Annotated in this window: 16 protein-coding genes; 11 read left to right on the forward strand and 5 right to left on the reverse strand. The window is 60.9% G+C overall.

Annotated elements, in window-relative coordinates; translation table 11 throughout:
* Window positions 1-17: 17 nt before the first annotated feature.
* The 3 genes from EI290_RS12810 to EI290_RS12820 all read left to right on the forward strand — a co-directional run bounded on the left by EI290_RS12810 (window position 18) and on the right by EI290_RS12820 (window position 2,569).
* Window positions 18-1,391, forward strand: a complete 1,374-nt coding sequence (locus tag EI290_RS12810) for an MATE family efflux transporter (RefSeq protein ID WP_125430840.1) — start codon at window positions 18-20, stop codon at window positions 1,389-1,391.
* A 73-nt stretch (window positions 1,392-1,464) separates the two neighbouring features.
* Window positions 1,465-2,022, forward strand: coding sequence for a DUF922 domain-containing protein (locus EI290_RS12815; RefSeq protein ID WP_125430843.1), 558 nt, complete (start codon window positions 1,465-1,467; stop codon window positions 2,020-2,022).
* A gap of 214 nt (window positions 2,023-2,236) precedes the next feature.
* The gene (locus EI290_RS12820; protein ID WP_125430846.1) at window positions 2,237-2,569 is read left to right on the forward strand and encodes a tRNA-binding protein; all 333 of its coding nucleotides are present in this window, start codon (window positions 2,237-2,239) and stop codon (window positions 2,567-2,569) included.
* 101 nt (window positions 2,570-2,670) lie between these two features.
* On the opposite strand, the gene EI290_RS12825 is transcribed toward EI290_RS12820, so the two are convergent.
* Entirely contained in the window at window positions 2,671-3,057 is a 387-nt protein-coding gene (locus EI290_RS12825) for a DUF4296 domain-containing protein (RefSeq protein ID WP_185816979.1), read from the reverse strand.
* Between the two features lie 37 nt (window positions 3,058-3,094).
* On the opposite strand from EI290_RS12825, the gene EI290_RS12830 reads away from it, so the two are divergent.
* The 5 genes from EI290_RS12830 to EI290_RS12850 all read left to right on the forward strand — a co-directional run bounded on the left by EI290_RS12830 (window position 3,095) and on the right by EI290_RS12850 (window position 7,619).
* On the forward strand, window positions 3,095-3,994 hold the full coding sequence (locus tag EI290_RS12830) for a DUF58 domain-containing protein (RefSeq protein ID WP_125430852.1): 900 nt from the start codon (window positions 3,095-3,097) through the stop codon (window positions 3,992-3,994).
* A gap of 31 nt (window positions 3,995-4,025) precedes the next feature.
* The gene (locus EI290_RS12835; RefSeq protein ID WP_125430855.1) at window positions 4,026-4,931 is read left to right on the forward strand and encodes a hypothetical protein; all 906 of its coding nucleotides are present in this window, start codon (window positions 4,026-4,028) and stop codon (window positions 4,929-4,931) included.
* Between the two features lie 183 nt (window positions 4,932-5,114).
* Entirely contained in the window at window positions 5,115-6,158 is a 1,044-nt protein-coding gene (locus EI290_RS12840) for a vWA domain-containing protein (RefSeq protein ID WP_246008944.1), read from the forward strand.
* A 231-nt stretch (window positions 6,159-6,389) separates the two neighbouring features.
* Window positions 6,390-7,058, forward strand: a complete 669-nt coding sequence (locus EI290_RS12845) for a YggS family pyridoxal phosphate-dependent enzyme (RefSeq protein ID WP_125430858.1) — start codon at window positions 6,390-6,392, stop codon at window positions 7,056-7,058.
* A 183-nt stretch (window positions 7,059-7,241) separates the two neighbouring features.
* Window positions 7,242-7,619, forward strand: coding sequence for a DUF423 domain-containing protein (locus EI290_RS12850; protein ID WP_125430861.1), 378 nt, complete (start codon window positions 7,242-7,244; stop codon window positions 7,617-7,619).
* 80 nt (window positions 7,620-7,699) lie between these two features.
* Here the strand turns inward: EI290_RS12850 and EI290_RS12855 are convergent, their stop codons facing one another.
* The 4 genes from EI290_RS12855 to EI290_RS12870 all read right to left on the reverse strand — a co-directional run bounded on the left by EI290_RS12855 (window position 7,700) and on the right by EI290_RS12870 (window position 12,699).
* Window positions 7,700-8,245, reverse strand: a complete 546-nt coding sequence (locus EI290_RS12855) for a DUF1573 domain-containing protein (RefSeq protein WP_125430864.1) — start codon at window positions 8,243-8,245, stop codon at window positions 7,700-7,702.
* Between the two features lie 255 nt (window positions 8,246-8,500).
* Window positions 8,501-9,925 carry an ATP-dependent DNA helicase gene (locus EI290_RS12860; protein ID WP_125430867.1) on the reverse strand — a complete coding sequence of 475 codons (1,425 nt, stop codon included), beginning with the start codon at window positions 9,923-9,925 and terminating at the stop codon, window positions 8,501-8,503.
* 49 nt (window positions 9,926-9,974) lie between these two features.
* Window positions 9,975-12,191: an ATP-binding protein gene (locus EI290_RS12865; protein ID WP_185816980.1), complete on the reverse strand. Its 2,217-nt coding sequence runs from the start codon at window positions 12,189-12,191 to the stop codon at window positions 9,975-9,977.
* An 88-nt stretch (window positions 12,192-12,279) separates the two neighbouring features.
* Window positions 12,280-12,699, reverse strand: a complete 420-nt coding sequence (locus EI290_RS12870) for a PaaI family thioesterase (RefSeq protein WP_125430873.1) — start codon at window positions 12,697-12,699, stop codon at window positions 12,280-12,282.
* A gap of 79 nt (window positions 12,700-12,778) precedes the next feature.
* On the opposite strand from EI290_RS12870, the gene EI290_RS12875 reads away from it, so the two are divergent.
* The 3 genes from EI290_RS12875 (at window position 12,779) to EI290_RS12885 (ending at window position 14,927) form a co-directional block, all read left to right on the forward strand.
* Window positions 12,779-13,393, forward strand: coding sequence for a DUF4126 domain-containing protein (locus tag EI290_RS12875; protein WP_125430876.1), 615 nt, complete (start codon window positions 12,779-12,781; stop codon window positions 13,391-13,393).
* A 53-nt stretch (window positions 13,394-13,446) separates the two neighbouring features.
* Window positions 13,447-13,953 carry an NUDIX domain-containing protein gene (locus tag EI290_RS12880; protein WP_125430879.1) on the forward strand — a complete coding sequence of 169 codons (507 nt, stop codon included), beginning with the start codon at window positions 13,447-13,449 and terminating at the stop codon, window positions 13,951-13,953.
* A gap of 89 nt (window positions 13,954-14,042) precedes the next feature.
* Window positions 14,043-14,927 (forward strand): DUF3822 family protein, encoded by an 885-nt coding sequence (locus EI290_RS12885; RefSeq protein ID WP_125430882.1) that lies wholly within the window; start codon window positions 14,043-14,045, stop codon window positions 14,925-14,927.
* The last annotated feature ends 9 nt before the right edge of the window (window positions 14,928-14,936 follow it).

Genomic DNA, 14,936 nt, shown 5'->3' on the forward strand with positions numbered 1-14,936 from the left:
GTATTTGCTGCTACCGTATGTCCCGCTCTGCTTTCCGCTCCCACTTCTGGCCCACGCTCGACCTGGCGTACCCGGTCATGTTCAGCCAACTCGGCCACGTGCTGGTGAACGTGTGCGACAGTATTGTGGTAGGCCAGACCGGCAAAGTGCCCCTGGCTGCCGTGTCGCTCAGCGTGAACGTGAGTACGGTGGTGATGATGCTGGGCCTGGGCACTACCATGGGCATCACGCCGCTGGTAGCCGCCGCCGACGGCCGCCGCGACGTACCGGCCCTGGGCCGGCTGCTGGTTAATGGTGTGTGGATGAGCCTCATAGCGGGCATAGGGCTGGCCCTGTTCGGCCTGCTGATTCCGCTCCTGCTACCCTACCTTAACCAGCCCGCTCCGGTGGTGGCGCTGGCCACGCCCTGGGTGCGCGTGATGTTCCTGTCGTTTCTGCCTCTGATGGTGTTTCAGGGCTTCAAGCAGTTTGCCGAAGGCCTGGGACTTACCCGCCAGGCCATGCTGCTGTCGGTGCAGGCCAACGTGCTGAATGCGGTGCTGTGCTACGGGCTGGTATTCGGGAAGCTGGGCCTGCCGGAGCTGGGCATGATGGGCGCCGCCTGGGCCACCCTGGCGGCCCGGGTGCTGATGGCCGTGCTGATGGCCGCGTACGTGCTGGTGGCCGTGCGCCTGCGCCCCTATCGGGAGGCCGCCACCCCACGCCTGCGGCCCGATGCCGCCGGCCTGCGCCGCCTGCTGGGCCTGGGCGCGCCCATTGGGGTACAGATGACCTTTGAAATGGGCGCTTTCAGCTTCGCCGGCCTTATGATGGGGTGGCTGGGCATTACGCAACAGGCCGCCCACCAGATTGCCATCAACGTGGCCTCGGTTACCTACATGGCGGCCAGCGGCATTGCGGCGGCGGCCACCATTCGGGTGGGTAAGTACGTGGGCGCGCAGGATGGCCCCGGGGCCCGGCAGGCCGGCCTGATGGCCTACCTCGTCACCTTTGCCTTCATGAGCCTGATGGGACTGGTACTGGTGCTGGCCCGCCACCACATTCCGCCCTACTACAACCACGACCCGGCCGTGGTGCGGCAGGCCACCGACTTACTCCTCATTGCGGCGGCCTTCCAGGTATCGGATGGGTTGCAGGTGGTGGGCCTGGGGGCGTTGCGGGGGCTGGAAGACGTGAAAGTGCCGTCCGTGGTGGCGCTGCTGGCCTACTGGGCCGTGGCCCTGCCGCTGGGCTACGTGCTGGGCTTCCGGTTGGGCTGGGGTGCGCCGGGCGTGTGGGTGGGCCTGCTGACGGGCCTTACCTTGGTGGCCGGCTTATTACTGGTACGCTTTTGGGGCCGGCGGGCCCTCCGAACTACTTTGGTGAACGAACCGGCCCTGGCCGTGCGTTAATCACGCGCCGGCTTCTAGGGTGGCCTGGTTGTTGTCGGCCGCATTGTATCTTCTGCTTTCACGTAGCCCCCGAATGCTTTTCTCCTTTGCTCCGCTCTGGCTGCTCAGTCTGCTTGCCACTCTCACTCAACAGCCTACAGCGCAGGCACCGGTGGTAGCTCCTACGCTGGAGTGGAACGCCCGCCGCCCGCTCACCTGGGCAGATTTCAAGGCCCGACCCAACACCGACCGGCTGGAAGCCCTTACTTCCTCGACCATTGATGCCAAAGTAGGCTGCGTCGACTACCAGTTTTCGGCGCAGGTGACGGCCGTGTTCCGGCCCTCCGAGTCGTGGGTGCGGCACCCGGCTCAGGCCTCGGCTGCGTTGCTGCGGCACGAGCAGGTGCATTTCGACCTGACGGAGCTGCACGCCCGCCTGCTGCGCCAAAAGCTCAGTTTGGTGAAGCTGGACTGCGAGAAGCTGCAGCCAGCCTTCAGCAACCTCACCAAAATGGCCTTCCTGACCTGGCAGCGCGAAGAAGCCCGCTACGACCAGGAATCCAACCACGGCCTCAACGCCGCCCGCCAGCAGGCCTGGGAGCAGCAGGTGCAGCAGCGCCTCGTGCAGCTGGAGGCATTTGCTTTGAAATAATAATGAGGTAATGGAGTTAATAGTGATAAAAACGGCCAGCCGGAGCGCGGCCGTATGTTTGCAGAAACGCACGGCTTGTAAGGTGCAGCGCTGTATAGCGGCGCATGAATAACTCGCTCGTTATTTCTGGTACCGGTACGCGGCGCTTCCGTTCCCAGGTCTGTACAGTACCAGCCTGTCACCATTTACCTCATCACGTCCTTCTCTTGTTACCATGCTCACCTGGGCCGAATTCGAACGAGTAGATATCCGGGCCGGGACGATTCTGGAAGCGCGGGAGTTTCCGCAGGCCCGGCGGCCGGCCTATCAGCTGCTCATTGATTTGGGGCCGGAAATCGGGCTGAAAAAGACCAGCGCCCAGATAACCCACCACTATACGCCCGCCGACCTGCTGGGCCGGCAGGTGCTGTGCGTAGTCAACTTTCCGCCCAAGCAGATTGGCCCATTTATGTCGGAAGTGCTGGTAACCGGCCTACCCGACGCCGACGGCCACATTGTGCTGACGGCCTTGGCCGGCCCCGTGCCCAACGGCAGCCGCCTGGCGTAGTGAGAGTAACTGAGTAGCGGAGTAACTGAACACTTGTTCTGCCGGCACCAATGGCACTGGCTCCAGAACAAGTACTCAGTTACTCCGCTACTCAGTTACCCTTACGGATGCGGGGGCGGGCTGCCGGGCGGGGTGAGCTTGGCCTCGCGCAGGGCCAGGCTGTCGACCACGATGGAGTAGATTTCGTCCAGGTCTTTGTCGTGCACGGCGTAGTAGCGGTAGCTCTGCACAAAAATGGAGTCGGTGACCTCATAGCGCCAGTACACATTTTTCTGCTGCTGCCGGAACAGGGCCCGGGCCGAGTCCTGGGGGAGTACGGCGGCATCGGTGCGGGCCTCCAGCAGATGCAGCTCCACCAGCAGGCTCACCATCTTGTCGCGGGGAATGAGCTGGGCCGGTACGGGCACTTCTTCGGGCTTCTGGCAGGCGGTAACCAGCAGCGCCAGCGCCCCAAACCAGCGCCCCACTCGGAATGAATATCGTTTCACGGTAGCAAAGTTAGGAGGAAGCCGTAGTTTAGTCGAAATGAAACCTGCCGATTCGCCTTTCCAGCAACTTGTACGCAAGCTCCGCCAGATGGAAATACGCATCCTGAAGGCAGTGGATGCCCAGCTGCAGGGTGATTTTCATTCGGTGTTTAAAGGCACCGGGCTGGAGTTTGATGATGTGCGCCTCTACCAGTACGGCGACGAGGTGCGGGCCATTGACTGGGCCGTGTCCAGCAAAGGTCACGGCACTTTCGTCAAAACCTATAAGGAAGAGCGGGAACAGCAGGTGCTGCTGCTGCTGGACGTGAGTGCCTCCCAGCAGGTAGGGGCCGAAGGGCGGCGTAAGCTGGATGTGGGCCGCGAAATTTGCGGGGTGCTGGCCCTGGCCGCCGCCCGCCAGGATGCCCAGCTGGGCATTCTGGCTTTTTCCGACCAGAAAGAGCTGTACCAGGCCCCCGGCAAGGGCACGCGCCATGCCTATGGCCTCATTAAGCGCCTGTTTGCCCTGGAGCCCCGCAGCCGCAGCACGGCCGTGGCCGCCGGTATTAAGCAGGCCCTGGGCCTGCTCCGGCGCCGCACCATTGTGCTGCTGATTTCGGACTTCATTGATGCGGATTACGAACGGGAGCTGACGATGCTGGCCCGTAAGCACGATTTGGTGGTGCTGCAGCTGCTGGACCAGCGGGAGCGGGAGTTTCCGCCCCTGGGCATTATTCCGCTGCACGACCAGGAATCGGGCCGCACGGTGTGGGTAAATACCTCCTCGGCGGCGTTCCGGGCCCGGTACCGGGCTACCTATGAGCAAAACCGGGAGCAGATTGGCCAGATCTGCCGCCGCCACCGCACTGAGTACCTTTCCATTGCCACCGATACCGACTTCGTTCCGCAGTTGGTGAGCCTGTTCCGGCGGCGTAATCAGCGCGGTGGCCGTGGGTAATGCAAGCTGGCGCCCTCAGAATACACGTCTGGTGTATCTGCTGATTAACATTGTTTTACTGCTACCAGTTCTGGCCCTGGCTCAGCCCACCGCGCCCGACAGCCTGCCGCGCGGCGCGTTTCAGCGGGCCGGAGTGCGGGTGGGCGAAATTGTGCAGTATGAGCTAACCTACCGCCATGCGCCCGGCCTGGCCGTCATCTTCCCCGATTCGGCGGCCGATTTTGCTCCCTTCGAGTACGTAGGCCGGCGGTACTACGCCACCCGCACCCGCCAGGGCCGCAGCCTCGACCGCGCCGTGTACCGCCTGCGCACGTTCCGCCTCGATTCGGTGCAAACGCTTAGCCTGCCGGTAACCCTGCTACGGGGCCGCGATACGCTGCTACTGGCAACTACCCCGGCCCGGGTGCGGCTGGTGCGCACCGTACCCCCTCAAACCGATGTACAGGCCCCACCCGCCCTACGCCCCAACCTGCAGCTACTGCCCGTGGTCGACCGGTTCAATTATCCGTATTGGCTGGCTGGGCTGGCGCTGGTACTGCTGGTTGCGGGCAGCTTGGTGCTGGGCTTCCGGCGCAGCCTGCGCCGCCGCTACCGCCGCTACCGGTTGCGGAAGAATCATGCGTATTTCCTGGCTCAGTACGCCCGTCATGTGGAGCGCTTCACCTTGTCCCGCTCCCTTACCAATATGGAGCGCGCCATTACGCTCTGGAAAAACTACCTCTCTGCGCTGGAGGAAAACAACATCAGCAGCCTGACTACCCGCGAAATTGTGGCCCACTACCAGAACGATGCCGATGTAGGCCTGGCCCTGCGGCTGGCCGACCGGGTGGTGTATGGCAACCAGTTTTCGGAAGATGAAACTGAAACCGACCTGGCCTTTGTGCTGCTGCGCACCTTTGCCGAGCGGCAGTTCCAGAAAATATACGGTGTCAGCTAAGCCGTAAGCACCCTATTGCGGATCAGGCAGGAGCACCCTGCCTGATCTGCCGGTGGATATACCCATTTGCATGAGCGGTATGGCTCGGTGTCAGACTCTCCGCTTTGTGCGCCCACGAAGCAGCAACAGGAAGTCAGAACCACGTTTCCTGTTTACTTTTGACTTCTTACCTCTCTGCCGTTCATGCCCTGGCCCGATGCCCTGACCTCTCTGCTGGATAGTGTGCGCTACAGCACCCTGGCCAGCTACAGCTGGGAGCAGCCGCGCCTGTTGCTGTTGCTGCCTCTGGTGCCCCTGCTGTTTGTGGTGCGTTGGGCCCTGGCCCGCCGCCGCCGCTCCCGGCTGGGGGTAGCCTTTGTGGCCGGCCAGCTCCCCCGCGACTGGAGCACCGTGCTGCGGTTTGTGCCAGATGTGGTGCTGGCCCTGAGCCTGTGCTTTGGCTTGGTAGCCCTGGCTCGTCCCCAGCGTACCGACGAACGGGTGGTACAAACTGGGGAGGGCATTGATATTCTGTTGGTTATTGATGTATCGGGGTCCATGGAGCTGCAGGACCTGCGTCCCAACCGCCTGGATGCCGCCAAACGCATAGCCCGGGAGTTTATAGATGGCCGCCAGGGCGACCGAATCGGGCTGGTGGTGTTTGCCGGCGACGCCTACTCCCTGGCCCCCCTCACCACCGACTACGACCTGCTGCGCGACGACCTGCAGAGCCTGCGCCTGGGCATGATTCCGAACGATGGTACCGCCATTGGTACGGCCCTGGGCGTGGCTACCAACCGCCTGCGCGACTCCCGCTCCCGCACCAAAGTGTGCATCCTGATTTCCGATGGCGAAAATACAGCCGGCTCCCTCGATCCGCTTACCTCCGCCCAGCTGGCCCACGCCTACGGCCTGAAGCTGTATACCATCGGGCTGGGGCAGGATGGCATTGTACCCTACGGAACCGATGAAGCCGGCCGCCCCCGCTACGTGGAAACCCGCCTCGACGAAACCACCATGCGCCAGATTGCCCAGGCCGGTGAAGGCCGTTTTTTCCGGGCCACCGACAACGCCGGCCTGCGCCAGACCTTCAACCAGATTAACCGCTACGAGAAGTCCGAAATCAAGCAGACCCGCTACCGCAACACCCAGGATTACTACCGCATTTACCTGTTCTGGTGCATTGGCCTGTGGCTGCTGTGGCTGGCCCTGAAAAATACCTTCCTGACGAATGCCCTGGAAGACTAACTCATGGATTTAGGCGACCTGTCCGGATTCCCCGGATTTCTGGAAGTGGGACAAGGATGTTTCTCGGGCATCAGCTGAAAAAACCGGTTTCGGCGGGCTTGTGGTTTAGCCTCAATTTGTGGTAAGAATTGGCAGCCGATTGGCAGGGAAGGTTGTTAGAAGCTGAACAACCGGTGCGGAGCGGCTGAAAATCTGCCGTATTTTTGGCCGGTGCACCCCTCTTTTCAGCCTATGCATTCTATTGCCGACTCCATTCACCGCATTCAGGAGCAACTCCGCGGTACCAGCGCCCGGCTGGTGGTGGTTACCAAAACGCACCCCGTTGAGCGCCTGCAGGTGGCTTACGCGGCCGGAGCCCGCATTTTCGGAGAGAACCGGGTGCAGGAAATGACGGCCAAGCAGCCCGAGCTGCCCGCCGATGTGGAGTGGCACCTAATTGGGCATCTGCAAACCAATAAGGTAAAATACATTGCTCCGTTCGTGCATACTATCCAGAGCATCGACAGCCTTAAGCTGCTACTGGAGGTTGAGCGGCAGGCCGCAAAATACAACCGCGAAATTGCGGGCCTGCTGCAGTTTCATATTGCCGATGAGGAAACCAAAACCGGCCTCACTCTGCCCGAGGCCGAGGAAATTCTGCGTTCTGAGGAGTTTCGCAACCTCCGCCATGTGCGCCTCAGCGGGGTAATGGGCATAGCCACTTTCACTACCGATGAAGACCAGCTGCGCCGCGAGTTTCGAATGCTGCGCGGCTACTTTGATAAGCTAAAAGCCCTGTATTTCGCTCATGAGGAAAGCTTCCGGGAAGTATCCATGGGCATGAGCTCCGATTATCCCCTAGCCCTGGGGGAAGGCAGTACGCTCATCCGGGTAGGCAGCGCTATTTTTGGGGCCAGATAAATTTTTAGTTGTCAGTTGCTCGTTGTCAGTTATCAGCAGCAGGGCTCCTGTTGCCTTCGTGCCGACAACTGACAACCAACAACGAAAAACTAAGAAGGACTGCAACTGACAACGAGCAACTAACAACGAAAAACTAAAAATGACTGCAACTGACAACGAGCAACCGACAACCAACAACTAAAAATGACTGCACGACTGATTATTCAACTGGCCGCCTTACTGGGTGCATTGGGCGTGGGCATTGGGGCGTTTGGGGCCCACGGGCTGCGCAAGATGCTGGAGGCCAGTAGCCGCTTCGAAACCTTCGAAACCGCCGTGCGCTATCAGTTTTACCACGCGCTGGCCCTGCTGGCACTGGGTATTCTGCTGCATATTAAGCCCGAGCTGCGCAACCTGGGTACGGTGGCCTGGCTATGGCTGGGCGGGGTAGTAGTGTTCAGCGGCTCGCTGTATGTGCTGTGTCTCACGGGCATTACCAAGCTGGGGGCCGTTACACCCATCGGGGGTGTACTGCTTATTGCCGGCTGGATTGTGCTGCTGCTGGCGGCACGGCAGCTGTAGAGTTGCCTTTCAGGCACAAAAAAGCGGCTTGCCAGGTCTGGCAAGCCGCTTTTTTGTGTATCTACAGCCTGCAGTGGCTGCTAGGAGGCCTTTTTCTTGGCTTTAATTTTATTGTCGCCGGCTTTTACCTTTTGCTTGGCATCTTTCGTGTCGGCGGGGGCGGCCACGTCGGAAGCAGCGGGAGCCGGAGCGGCCGATACGGTGGCACCAGCCTCTTTCACATCACCCACCAACGATACCATAGCATTGCCGCCTACAGAGTTAGACTCCACGGTGAGTACTTTGTTCTGCATCCCGAACTTACCGGACGAGTTGAATTTGGCGGTAATAGAGCCTGATTTGCCGGGCATCACCGGGTCGCGCGTCCATTCCGGAGTGGTGCAGCCGCAGCTTACGCCAATGTTAGAGATGATGAGCGGCTGAGTGCCTACGTTCTTGAATTTGAACGTATGCTCTACCACATCACCGGTATGTACGGAGCCGAAGTCATACTTCATTTCCTCGAACTGGATTTGCGGGCCAGCTACTTTAGTTTGAGCGTTGGCTGGTTGTACGGCGGCCGTTTGGGCCTGAGCCGCCAGGCCCATCACCGACAGCGAAAGGGCCAGAATAAGCGCTTTTTTCATGGGATGAATGCGTAAGATGCGTGTGGAAGGTAAGCAAAAATAGGCGTTTCAGCCGCCCAGCCAAGTTACGTGCCAGTTTTTACCCGAGCCGGTGAAGCCTGCGCTAAGCATAACATCAGGGCGGCCGGTTTGGGTTCTGTTTTTTACCGGAGCCATCATTCTGATTGGCATGGTGTCATTCCGAGCAGCGTGAGGAATCTGAGTTGACCACCCGCACGATTAACTCAGATTCCTCACTTCACTCGGAATGTCCGCCTATTCCTCGGCCGCGTCGCCCAGCAAATTCTTGTTGAAGTTAAGCAGGAACAGCTTTTCGGAGGAGCGGGTAACGGCCGTGTAGAGCCAGCGGGCAAACTCGCTGTTCACCATATCTTCTTTCAGAAAGCCGTGGTCGACGAATACGGCCTGCCACTGCCCGCCCTGGGCTTTGTGGCAGGTAAGGGCGTAGGCAAATTTCACCTGCAAGGCATTCAGGAACGGGTCCTTTCGCAAAGCCGCCGTGCGGTCCCTCTTGGTTTCGAGGTGGGCATAATCGGCACTCACGGCATCGTAGAGGGCCTTGCTCCGGTCGGCGGGCAAGGCGGGACTTTCGGTGTGCAGGGTATCCAGCAGCAGCTTTATCTCCATGTCGGGCTCATCGGGGTAGTCTACCAGCCGCACGCGGGCGTCGGCAAAGCGAAACCCGAACTCCTCGGTGCGCCGGATGATTTTGACTACCTGCACAAAGTCGCCGTTGGCCAGAAACCCGATGTCCGAATCCTTGGGCAGCCAGTAGTAGTTGTTGCGCACCACCATCAGGTAGTCGCCCGACTCTATTTCGTCCTCGGCCTCAAACAGAATGCGCCGGATGTACTGATTGTACTGGTTGGCGTTCTTGTTGGAGCGGCAGATGATGGTGCTGTTTTCGTGGCCGAAATTCTTGTAGGCCCAGCGCAGGCCGTCTTCCAGCTTGTCGCCGCTCATGGAGAAAATATCGGGGTAGCCTTTGGTGAAGAACTGAATGTGCGGGTGTTCCTCCCGCAGCTCCTCCCGCAGCACCGTGGCGTTCATCAGAATCCCCGACGACTCAGCTTGGCGCATTACCTGGCGCAACTCCACCGAGCCCACCTCGGCCCGAAAGCGGTGGCGCAGCAGTTCGGCATCCAGCGCCGGGCTGAGCAGCTGCCCTACCGGCGGCAGCTGGGCCGTGTCGCCGATGAGCAGCAGCCGGTTCGAGGGCTTCTCGAACACGTAGTTCATCAGGTCGTCGAGCAGGCCGTTTTCCCCGAACGCCTTTTCGTCGGAAATCATGGAGGCCTCATCCACGATGAACAGCGTATCCTGGGCGCGGTTGGGCTGGCGCTGGAACGAGAGGCCCTGGGCCGGCGAGCCGCTGGTCTGGCGGTAGATTTTCTTGTGGATGGTGCTGGCCGCCACCCCCGAATAAGTGCTCATTACCTTGGCGGCCCGACCGGTAGGAGCCATCAGGGTGTATTTGCGGCCCATTTGGTGCAGCCACTGCACCAGGGCGCTTACTACGGTGGTTTTGCCGGTACCCGCGTAGCCGCGCAGCACAAACGCCTTGCGCCCCGGCAGCTGGTCTTTCAGAAACCCATCCAGCTGCTGAAACAGCGTAGCCTGGTCCTGGGTAGGCTCATACGGAAAATAGTCGCGGACGGAAGGGGTTCTGACGGAGAGCATACCGCAAAGGTACGAGGGGAAGCGGGTGCGTACAGAATTCCCACTTACCTCACTTTGTAGGCAGCGTGATGGTGAACTGAGTACCCCGGCCCTCTTCCGAGGCCACGCTGATGGTTCCGCCGTGGCCCTTCACAATATCGTGGGACAGGGACAGGCCCAGGCCAGTACCTTCGCCTAAGGGCTTAGTGGTGAAGAAGGCCTCAAACACTTTGTTGCGCACCTCCTCGGGCATGCCGGTGCCGTTGTCGTGCACGCGCACCTGCACGGCCCCGGGCACCAGGCTACTATCCACCCGTACCATGGGCTCGTAGTTAGGCTCTCCGGACTGCTGGCGCTGGGTTACGGCATAGAACGCATTCGTGAACAGGTTCAGCAGCACCCGACCCATATCGGGTGGCACTACGGGCACAGGGGGCAAATCGGGCGAGAGACTGGTTTCTACCCCTACTACCGCCGCGCTTTCCCGAAACTCCTGGCTTTGCCGGGCCAGCTGCAGGTACTCCAGCACCAGGGCATTCAGGTCGGTGGTGATGCGCTGACCGGTACCAGTGCGGGCGTGCTCCAGCATATCCTTGATGATGGCCGAGGCCCGGATGCCGTGCTGGCTGATTTCCTGCAGATTCTGGCGCAGTCCCAGCAATATCTCCTGCTCCAGTGCCGGAGTACCCGTTTTGTGGTCCATGTTATCGACCAGGGAAGTACTTACCTCAGCAAAGCGTTTCATGAAATTGAGTGGATTCTGCAGCTCATGGGCAATACCCGCCGACACCTCGCCCACAAACGCCCACTTCTCTGACTGCACCAGCTGGTTCTGAGTCTGGCGCAGCTGGGCCAGCGTGCGGCGGTTGGTTTGCAGCTGCCGGTATACCATCACGCCCAGTCCCGAAATAAGCACTAAGGCCAGCAGAGCTACCGCCAGCAGCTGATTACGCTGCCGAAGCCGCAGGGCCTGCAACTCCTTTTCCTGGCGGAGCCTGGCAATTTGCTCGTTTTGCTTTTGCTCTATCCGTTCGCCCTCGTATTGGGCCAGCAGGTTGCCGCCCTGCATCTTGTTGAGCGTATCCTGCAGCGCGAGGTAGGCCAGGCTGTACTGCTGGGCTTTGGCAGGCGTACCGTGGGCAGCCTCAAACCGTACCAGCTCCCGCAGGTATTTAGGGCGAAGCATCTGAAAGTTAGCCGCCGTGGCCAGCGCATAGGCTTTTTGCCAGTGTTTTTCGGCCGGCGGATAGTTACCTAAAGCGGTATAATATCGGGCCCAGGTGGCATCCAGGGCAAACTCCCCGGGCCGCCCGGTAATGTCCATCTGCAGGGAGTCGGACAGCTGCTGGGCCCGGCGCAGCAGCGGTAGTGCCGCAGCGGGCTGCTGTCGGGCTATCAGCAGCTGGCTCTGCAGAATTAGGGCATAGGCAGTATAAATTCCCGAGTTCAGGGAGTCGGCCCGGGCAGTTTGCAGGGCTTTGTCGATAAAGCGGGCCGCGGCCGGCAGGTTCTGCAGCTGCAGGTAAAGGTTGGCAACGGCATGCTCGGAGTAGAAGCGCTGCAGCCCGGCTATCTTCGATTTATCATTCCAGATGGATGCCTGTTGCAGATAATACAGCGCCTTGCGCGTATTGCCCCACTCGGCGTACGTGCTACCTGCTACCATCAGCTCATTACTAAACAAACGACGGTTGAAGTGCCGCAGCAAATCGGCGGCGTGCAGGTAGTGGCTGATAGCCTGGTTGTAGTCGCCGCGGTGCCGGTAGGTGCCCCCCAGCACCACGTAGCAGGCGGCCTCGTTTTCTCGGGGCCCATGCACCCGGTACTGCTGCAGCTTGCGGCTGAAGTAGGCAAAGCGCCGGTCAGAGTCCCGTAGCTTGTTGTAGATGGGGGCCAGGTCAATCAGCAAAGCGGGAACCGGCTGACCGGCTTCATCGAACAGCTCAATGGCCTGCTGCATGGCGGCCAGGGCCCCGGTATACTGCTCCTGCTGCCACAGCCGCAGGCCGGCCTGCAGCTCCTGGTACGGAGCTTCAGTAGGCAGCTGTCGGGTGCGGGCATTCAGCCGCAGCAGCTCGGCCACCAGCTCGGTGGCCTGAACGCGGCGAGTGGGCTCCGAAAGCTCCGTCACGCGCAGCAAATGCACCAGTGTCCGGACGCGGGCCGTGTCGGCGGACTGCTGCTTCAGCGTGTAGTACAGCGAATCATAGTCGGCATTCCAGTACTGCTTCTGCGCCAGCAGGGGCCTGCTCAGCACGAGTAGCAATAGTATAATAATCCATTTCATAACGGGTAGTAGGAACCGGCCGGGAGCCATTCTGCCATTTCAAGGTGAGAATAAATCGTCATAATCCGATACATGCATACTAACTAATTCATCCGCCAACCGGCTCGACTACGGCCATGGTGGCAGTGGCTTTGGCAATAAGCAGCGCATCGCACCACACCTCTGCTTCGCAGAAGTGCAGGCGGCGTCCGGCTTTCAGCACCCAACCCACGGCCCGCAGCCGCTGCCCCACTCCCGGGTGCAGGTAGCTGGTTTTCAGCTCCACCGTTACCACACCCGTGCCCTCAGGCACCAGCGTAACGGCGGCAAAGCCCGCTACCAGGTCGGCCATGGTAGCCACCAGGCCGCCGTGCGCAAAGCCCGTATGCTGCTGGTGCTGTTGCTGCAGCTGCAACTCAGCCTCCACCCGGCCTTCGGTAATAGAGGTGAGGTCGGCGCCAATATGGTGCATAAAATGCTGGCGGGTGAGCTTGCGGCGGATGCGGGTTTCGAGAGAGTCGGTGGTCATGGGGCTGCAAAGTTGTATATTTTAGCGAGTAGCTCCTGTTGGCAGGGGTTATGCAGTTTCTGCCCACTTTCGCCTTCTTATGCAACACCTTGACTATCTGCTGGCTGGCGCCCTGGGCCTGGCTCTGGCCGCGTGCAGTGGCTTTCGGGTATTTGTGCCGCTGCTGGCTGCCTCGCTGGCCTACCGTACCGGCTACCTTACGCCGGCCTCGGGGTTCGCCTGGCTGGGCACTTGGCCGGCCGTAGCAGCCCTGGGTACGGCCACGGTAGCCGAAATTCTGGGCTACTACATTCCGGTAGTCGATAACGTGCTGGATACCCTTACCGGGCCGGCCTCGTTTATTGCCGGCACCATTCTCATGACTTCCGCCCTGCCTGAGCTGCCGCCCATGCTGCGCTGGGGACTGGGCATTCTGGTGGGCGGGGGCACGGCCGGCATCATCCAAACGGGCACTTCCCTGCTGCGGGCGGGCTCCACGGCCACTACGGCGGGCCTGGGCAACCCCGTGCTGGCTACCCTGGAAAATCTGCTGGCCATAGTGGGCTCGGTGCTGGGGCTGCTGGTGCCGGTACTGGTAGCTGCGCTGGCCCTGGGCACCGTTGTCTGGATGCTGAGCCACCTGCGGCGCTGGCGGCAGCGCCGGGCGGCCCGGCGACAGGCCCATCTGGCCAGCCTGCGCACTACGCCCAGCTAACCGGCGTTTGCGGGGAAGCACGTAGCTTTGGCCTCCTGATTTTTTTCTCTGTTATGCATTCTTCTGACGCTTCCGTTTCGGACCCGCTGTTGCAGGCCTACGCCGGAGTAGCCCGCGTGCGGGTGTGCGGCCTGCTGGTGCAGGATGGGGCCCTGCTCCTGACTGCGCACCGGGGCTTACTGCCCCACAACCTGCCGTTCTGGTCGCCGCCGGGCGGCGGCTGGCAGTTTGGCGAAACCCTGCAGCATTGCCTGGAGCGCGAGTTCAAAGAAGAAACCGGCCTAACCGTAACAGTCGGCCGCTTCCTGCACCTGCACGAGTTCAGCAGCCCCGGCCTGCAGGCCCTGGAGCTGTTTTTCGAAGTGCAGTTGAGCACTCCCGGGGCCGTACCTCGCCTGGGCCACGACCCGGAGCACGGCCCCGACACGCAACTGCTGACGCACCTGGAGTTCGTGAAGCCCCGGGCGCTAGGTCAGTTGCTGCCGTCTCAGGTGCATCCTGTACTCCGCGACATCATCAGTACCGATGATGTGTTCATCCCACAGGTACGGTTTCAGTAGGCTGGCATTCGTACCTTTAGCGTCCGGAATTACCGCGCTGTGCTGCTCCGGCTTCTACCTTCTCCCCTGCTTACTGCTGTTTTGTGCCTATGTCCACTGCTACTGTCACGGTGCCACCGGTTGCCTTGCACCGCCTGCGCGACGAAACACTGGACCTGGAGAACCCCGCGGCCTATAATCTCTACCTCTCGGCAGGCCCGGCGGGCCTGCGCCTGGGCGTAGCCGATGTGCGCCGCAACAAGTTTGTGGCCCTGGATGAGTACGCCGCGCCCGAGGCCGACATATCCTTGGCCGCTCAGCTGCACGCCCTTGGTGCCGAGCAGCACGATTTGCTGCGCCTGGCCGGCTGGAACCGGGTGCGGCTGGCCGTGCAGAACCGGGCCTTCACGCTGCTGCCGGCCCCCTTGTTTCGGGCCGGCGACGAGGCTGCCTACCTGCGCCTGCACCATGCCCTCAATCCGCAGCAGGAAACGGTGCACTCCTACACGCATCCTGGCTTGGATATCACCAGTTTGTTTGCCGCCGATGCTCGTCTGAGCGCCTGGTTTGAGCGGCAATACCCTACGGGCCGGCTCGTGCATCAGTCCAGCGCCCTGCTCCAGGGCATTACCCATCAAAGCGAGCAGGGCACGGCCCGGCGGATCTACCTCAGCATCGGCCACCAGGAAGTAACCATCGTGGCTTTACGGGGCAAGCAGCCCGAATTCCTGAATATTTTCCCGTTCAGTACGCCCGAGGACCTTATTTATTACACCATTCTGGTAATGCAGGAGCTGCAGCTCAACCCCGACCAGGACCTGGTAATGGTGTGGGGCGACCTGATGCATGACTCGGAGCTGTTTACCATCTTACGCAAGTACATCCGTAACCTGCGCTTCGGCAACCGCCCCTTCGATTTAGGCTACAGCTACCGGCTCAACGATTTGTTTGAGTACCGCTACTTTGAGCTGTATGCACTACACCTGTGCGAATGAAGTACGAGA

Source organism: Hymenobacter metallilatus (assembly GCF_003944705.1).
Classification (GTDB): domain Bacteria; phylum Bacteroidota; class Bacteroidia; order Cytophagales; family Hymenobacteraceae; genus Hymenobacter; species Hymenobacter metallilatus.

What these genes read in the sequence shown, in the direction of transcription:
- EI290_RS12810 (WP_125430840.1), top strand. Translation starts at nt 18, where the DNA reads ATGTCCCGCTCTGCTTTCCGCTCCCACTTCTGGCCCACGCTCGACCTG.
- EI290_RS12815 (WP_125430843.1), top strand. Translation starts at nt 1,465, where the DNA reads ATGCTTTTCTCCTTTGCTCCGCTCTGGCTGCTCAGTCTGCTTGCCACT.
- EI290_RS12820 (WP_125430846.1), top strand. Translation starts at nt 2,237, where the DNA reads ATGCTCACCTGGGCCGAATTCGAACGAGTAGATATCCGGGCCGGGACG.
- EI290_RS12830 (WP_125430852.1), top strand. Translation starts at nt 3,095, where the DNA reads ATGAAACCTGCCGATTCGCCTTTCCAGCAACTTGTACGCAAGCTCCGC.
- EI290_RS12840 (WP_246008944.1), top strand. Translation starts at nt 5,115, where the DNA reads ATGCCCTGGCCCGATGCCCTGACCTCTCTGCTGGATAGTGTGCGCTAC.
- EI290_RS12845 (WP_125430858.1), top strand. Translation starts at nt 6,390, where the DNA reads ATGCATTCTATTGCCGACTCCATTCACCGCATTCAGGAGCAACTCCGC.
- EI290_RS12850 (WP_125430861.1), top strand. Translation starts at nt 7,242, where the DNA reads ATGACTGCACGACTGATTATTCAACTGGCCGCCTTACTGGGTGCATTG.
- EI290_RS12855 (WP_125430864.1), bottom strand. Translation starts at nt 8,245, where the DNA reads ATGAAAAAAGCGCTTATTCTGGCCCTTTCGCTGTCGGTGATGGGCCTG.
- EI290_RS12860 (WP_125430867.1), bottom strand. Translation starts at nt 9,925, where the DNA reads ATGCTCTCCGTCAGAACCCCTTCCGTCCGCGACTATTTTCCGTATGAG.
- EI290_RS12865 (WP_185816980.1), bottom strand. Translation starts at nt 12,191, where the DNA reads ATGAAATGGATTATTATACTATTGCTACTCGTGCTGAGCAGGCCCCTG.
- EI290_RS12870 (WP_125430873.1), bottom strand. Translation starts at nt 12,699, where the DNA reads ATGACCACCGACTCTCTCGAAACCCGCATCCGCCGCAAGCTCACCCGC.
- EI290_RS12875 (WP_125430876.1), top strand. Translation starts at nt 12,779, where the DNA reads ATGCAACACCTTGACTATCTGCTGGCTGGCGCCCTGGGCCTGGCTCTG.
- EI290_RS12880 (WP_125430879.1), top strand. Translation starts at nt 13,447, where the DNA reads ATGCATTCTTCTGACGCTTCCGTTTCGGACCCGCTGTTGCAGGCCTAC.
- EI290_RS12885 (WP_125430882.1), top strand. Translation starts at nt 14,043, where the DNA reads ATGTCCACTGCTACTGTCACGGTGCCACCGGTTGCCTTGCACCGCCTG.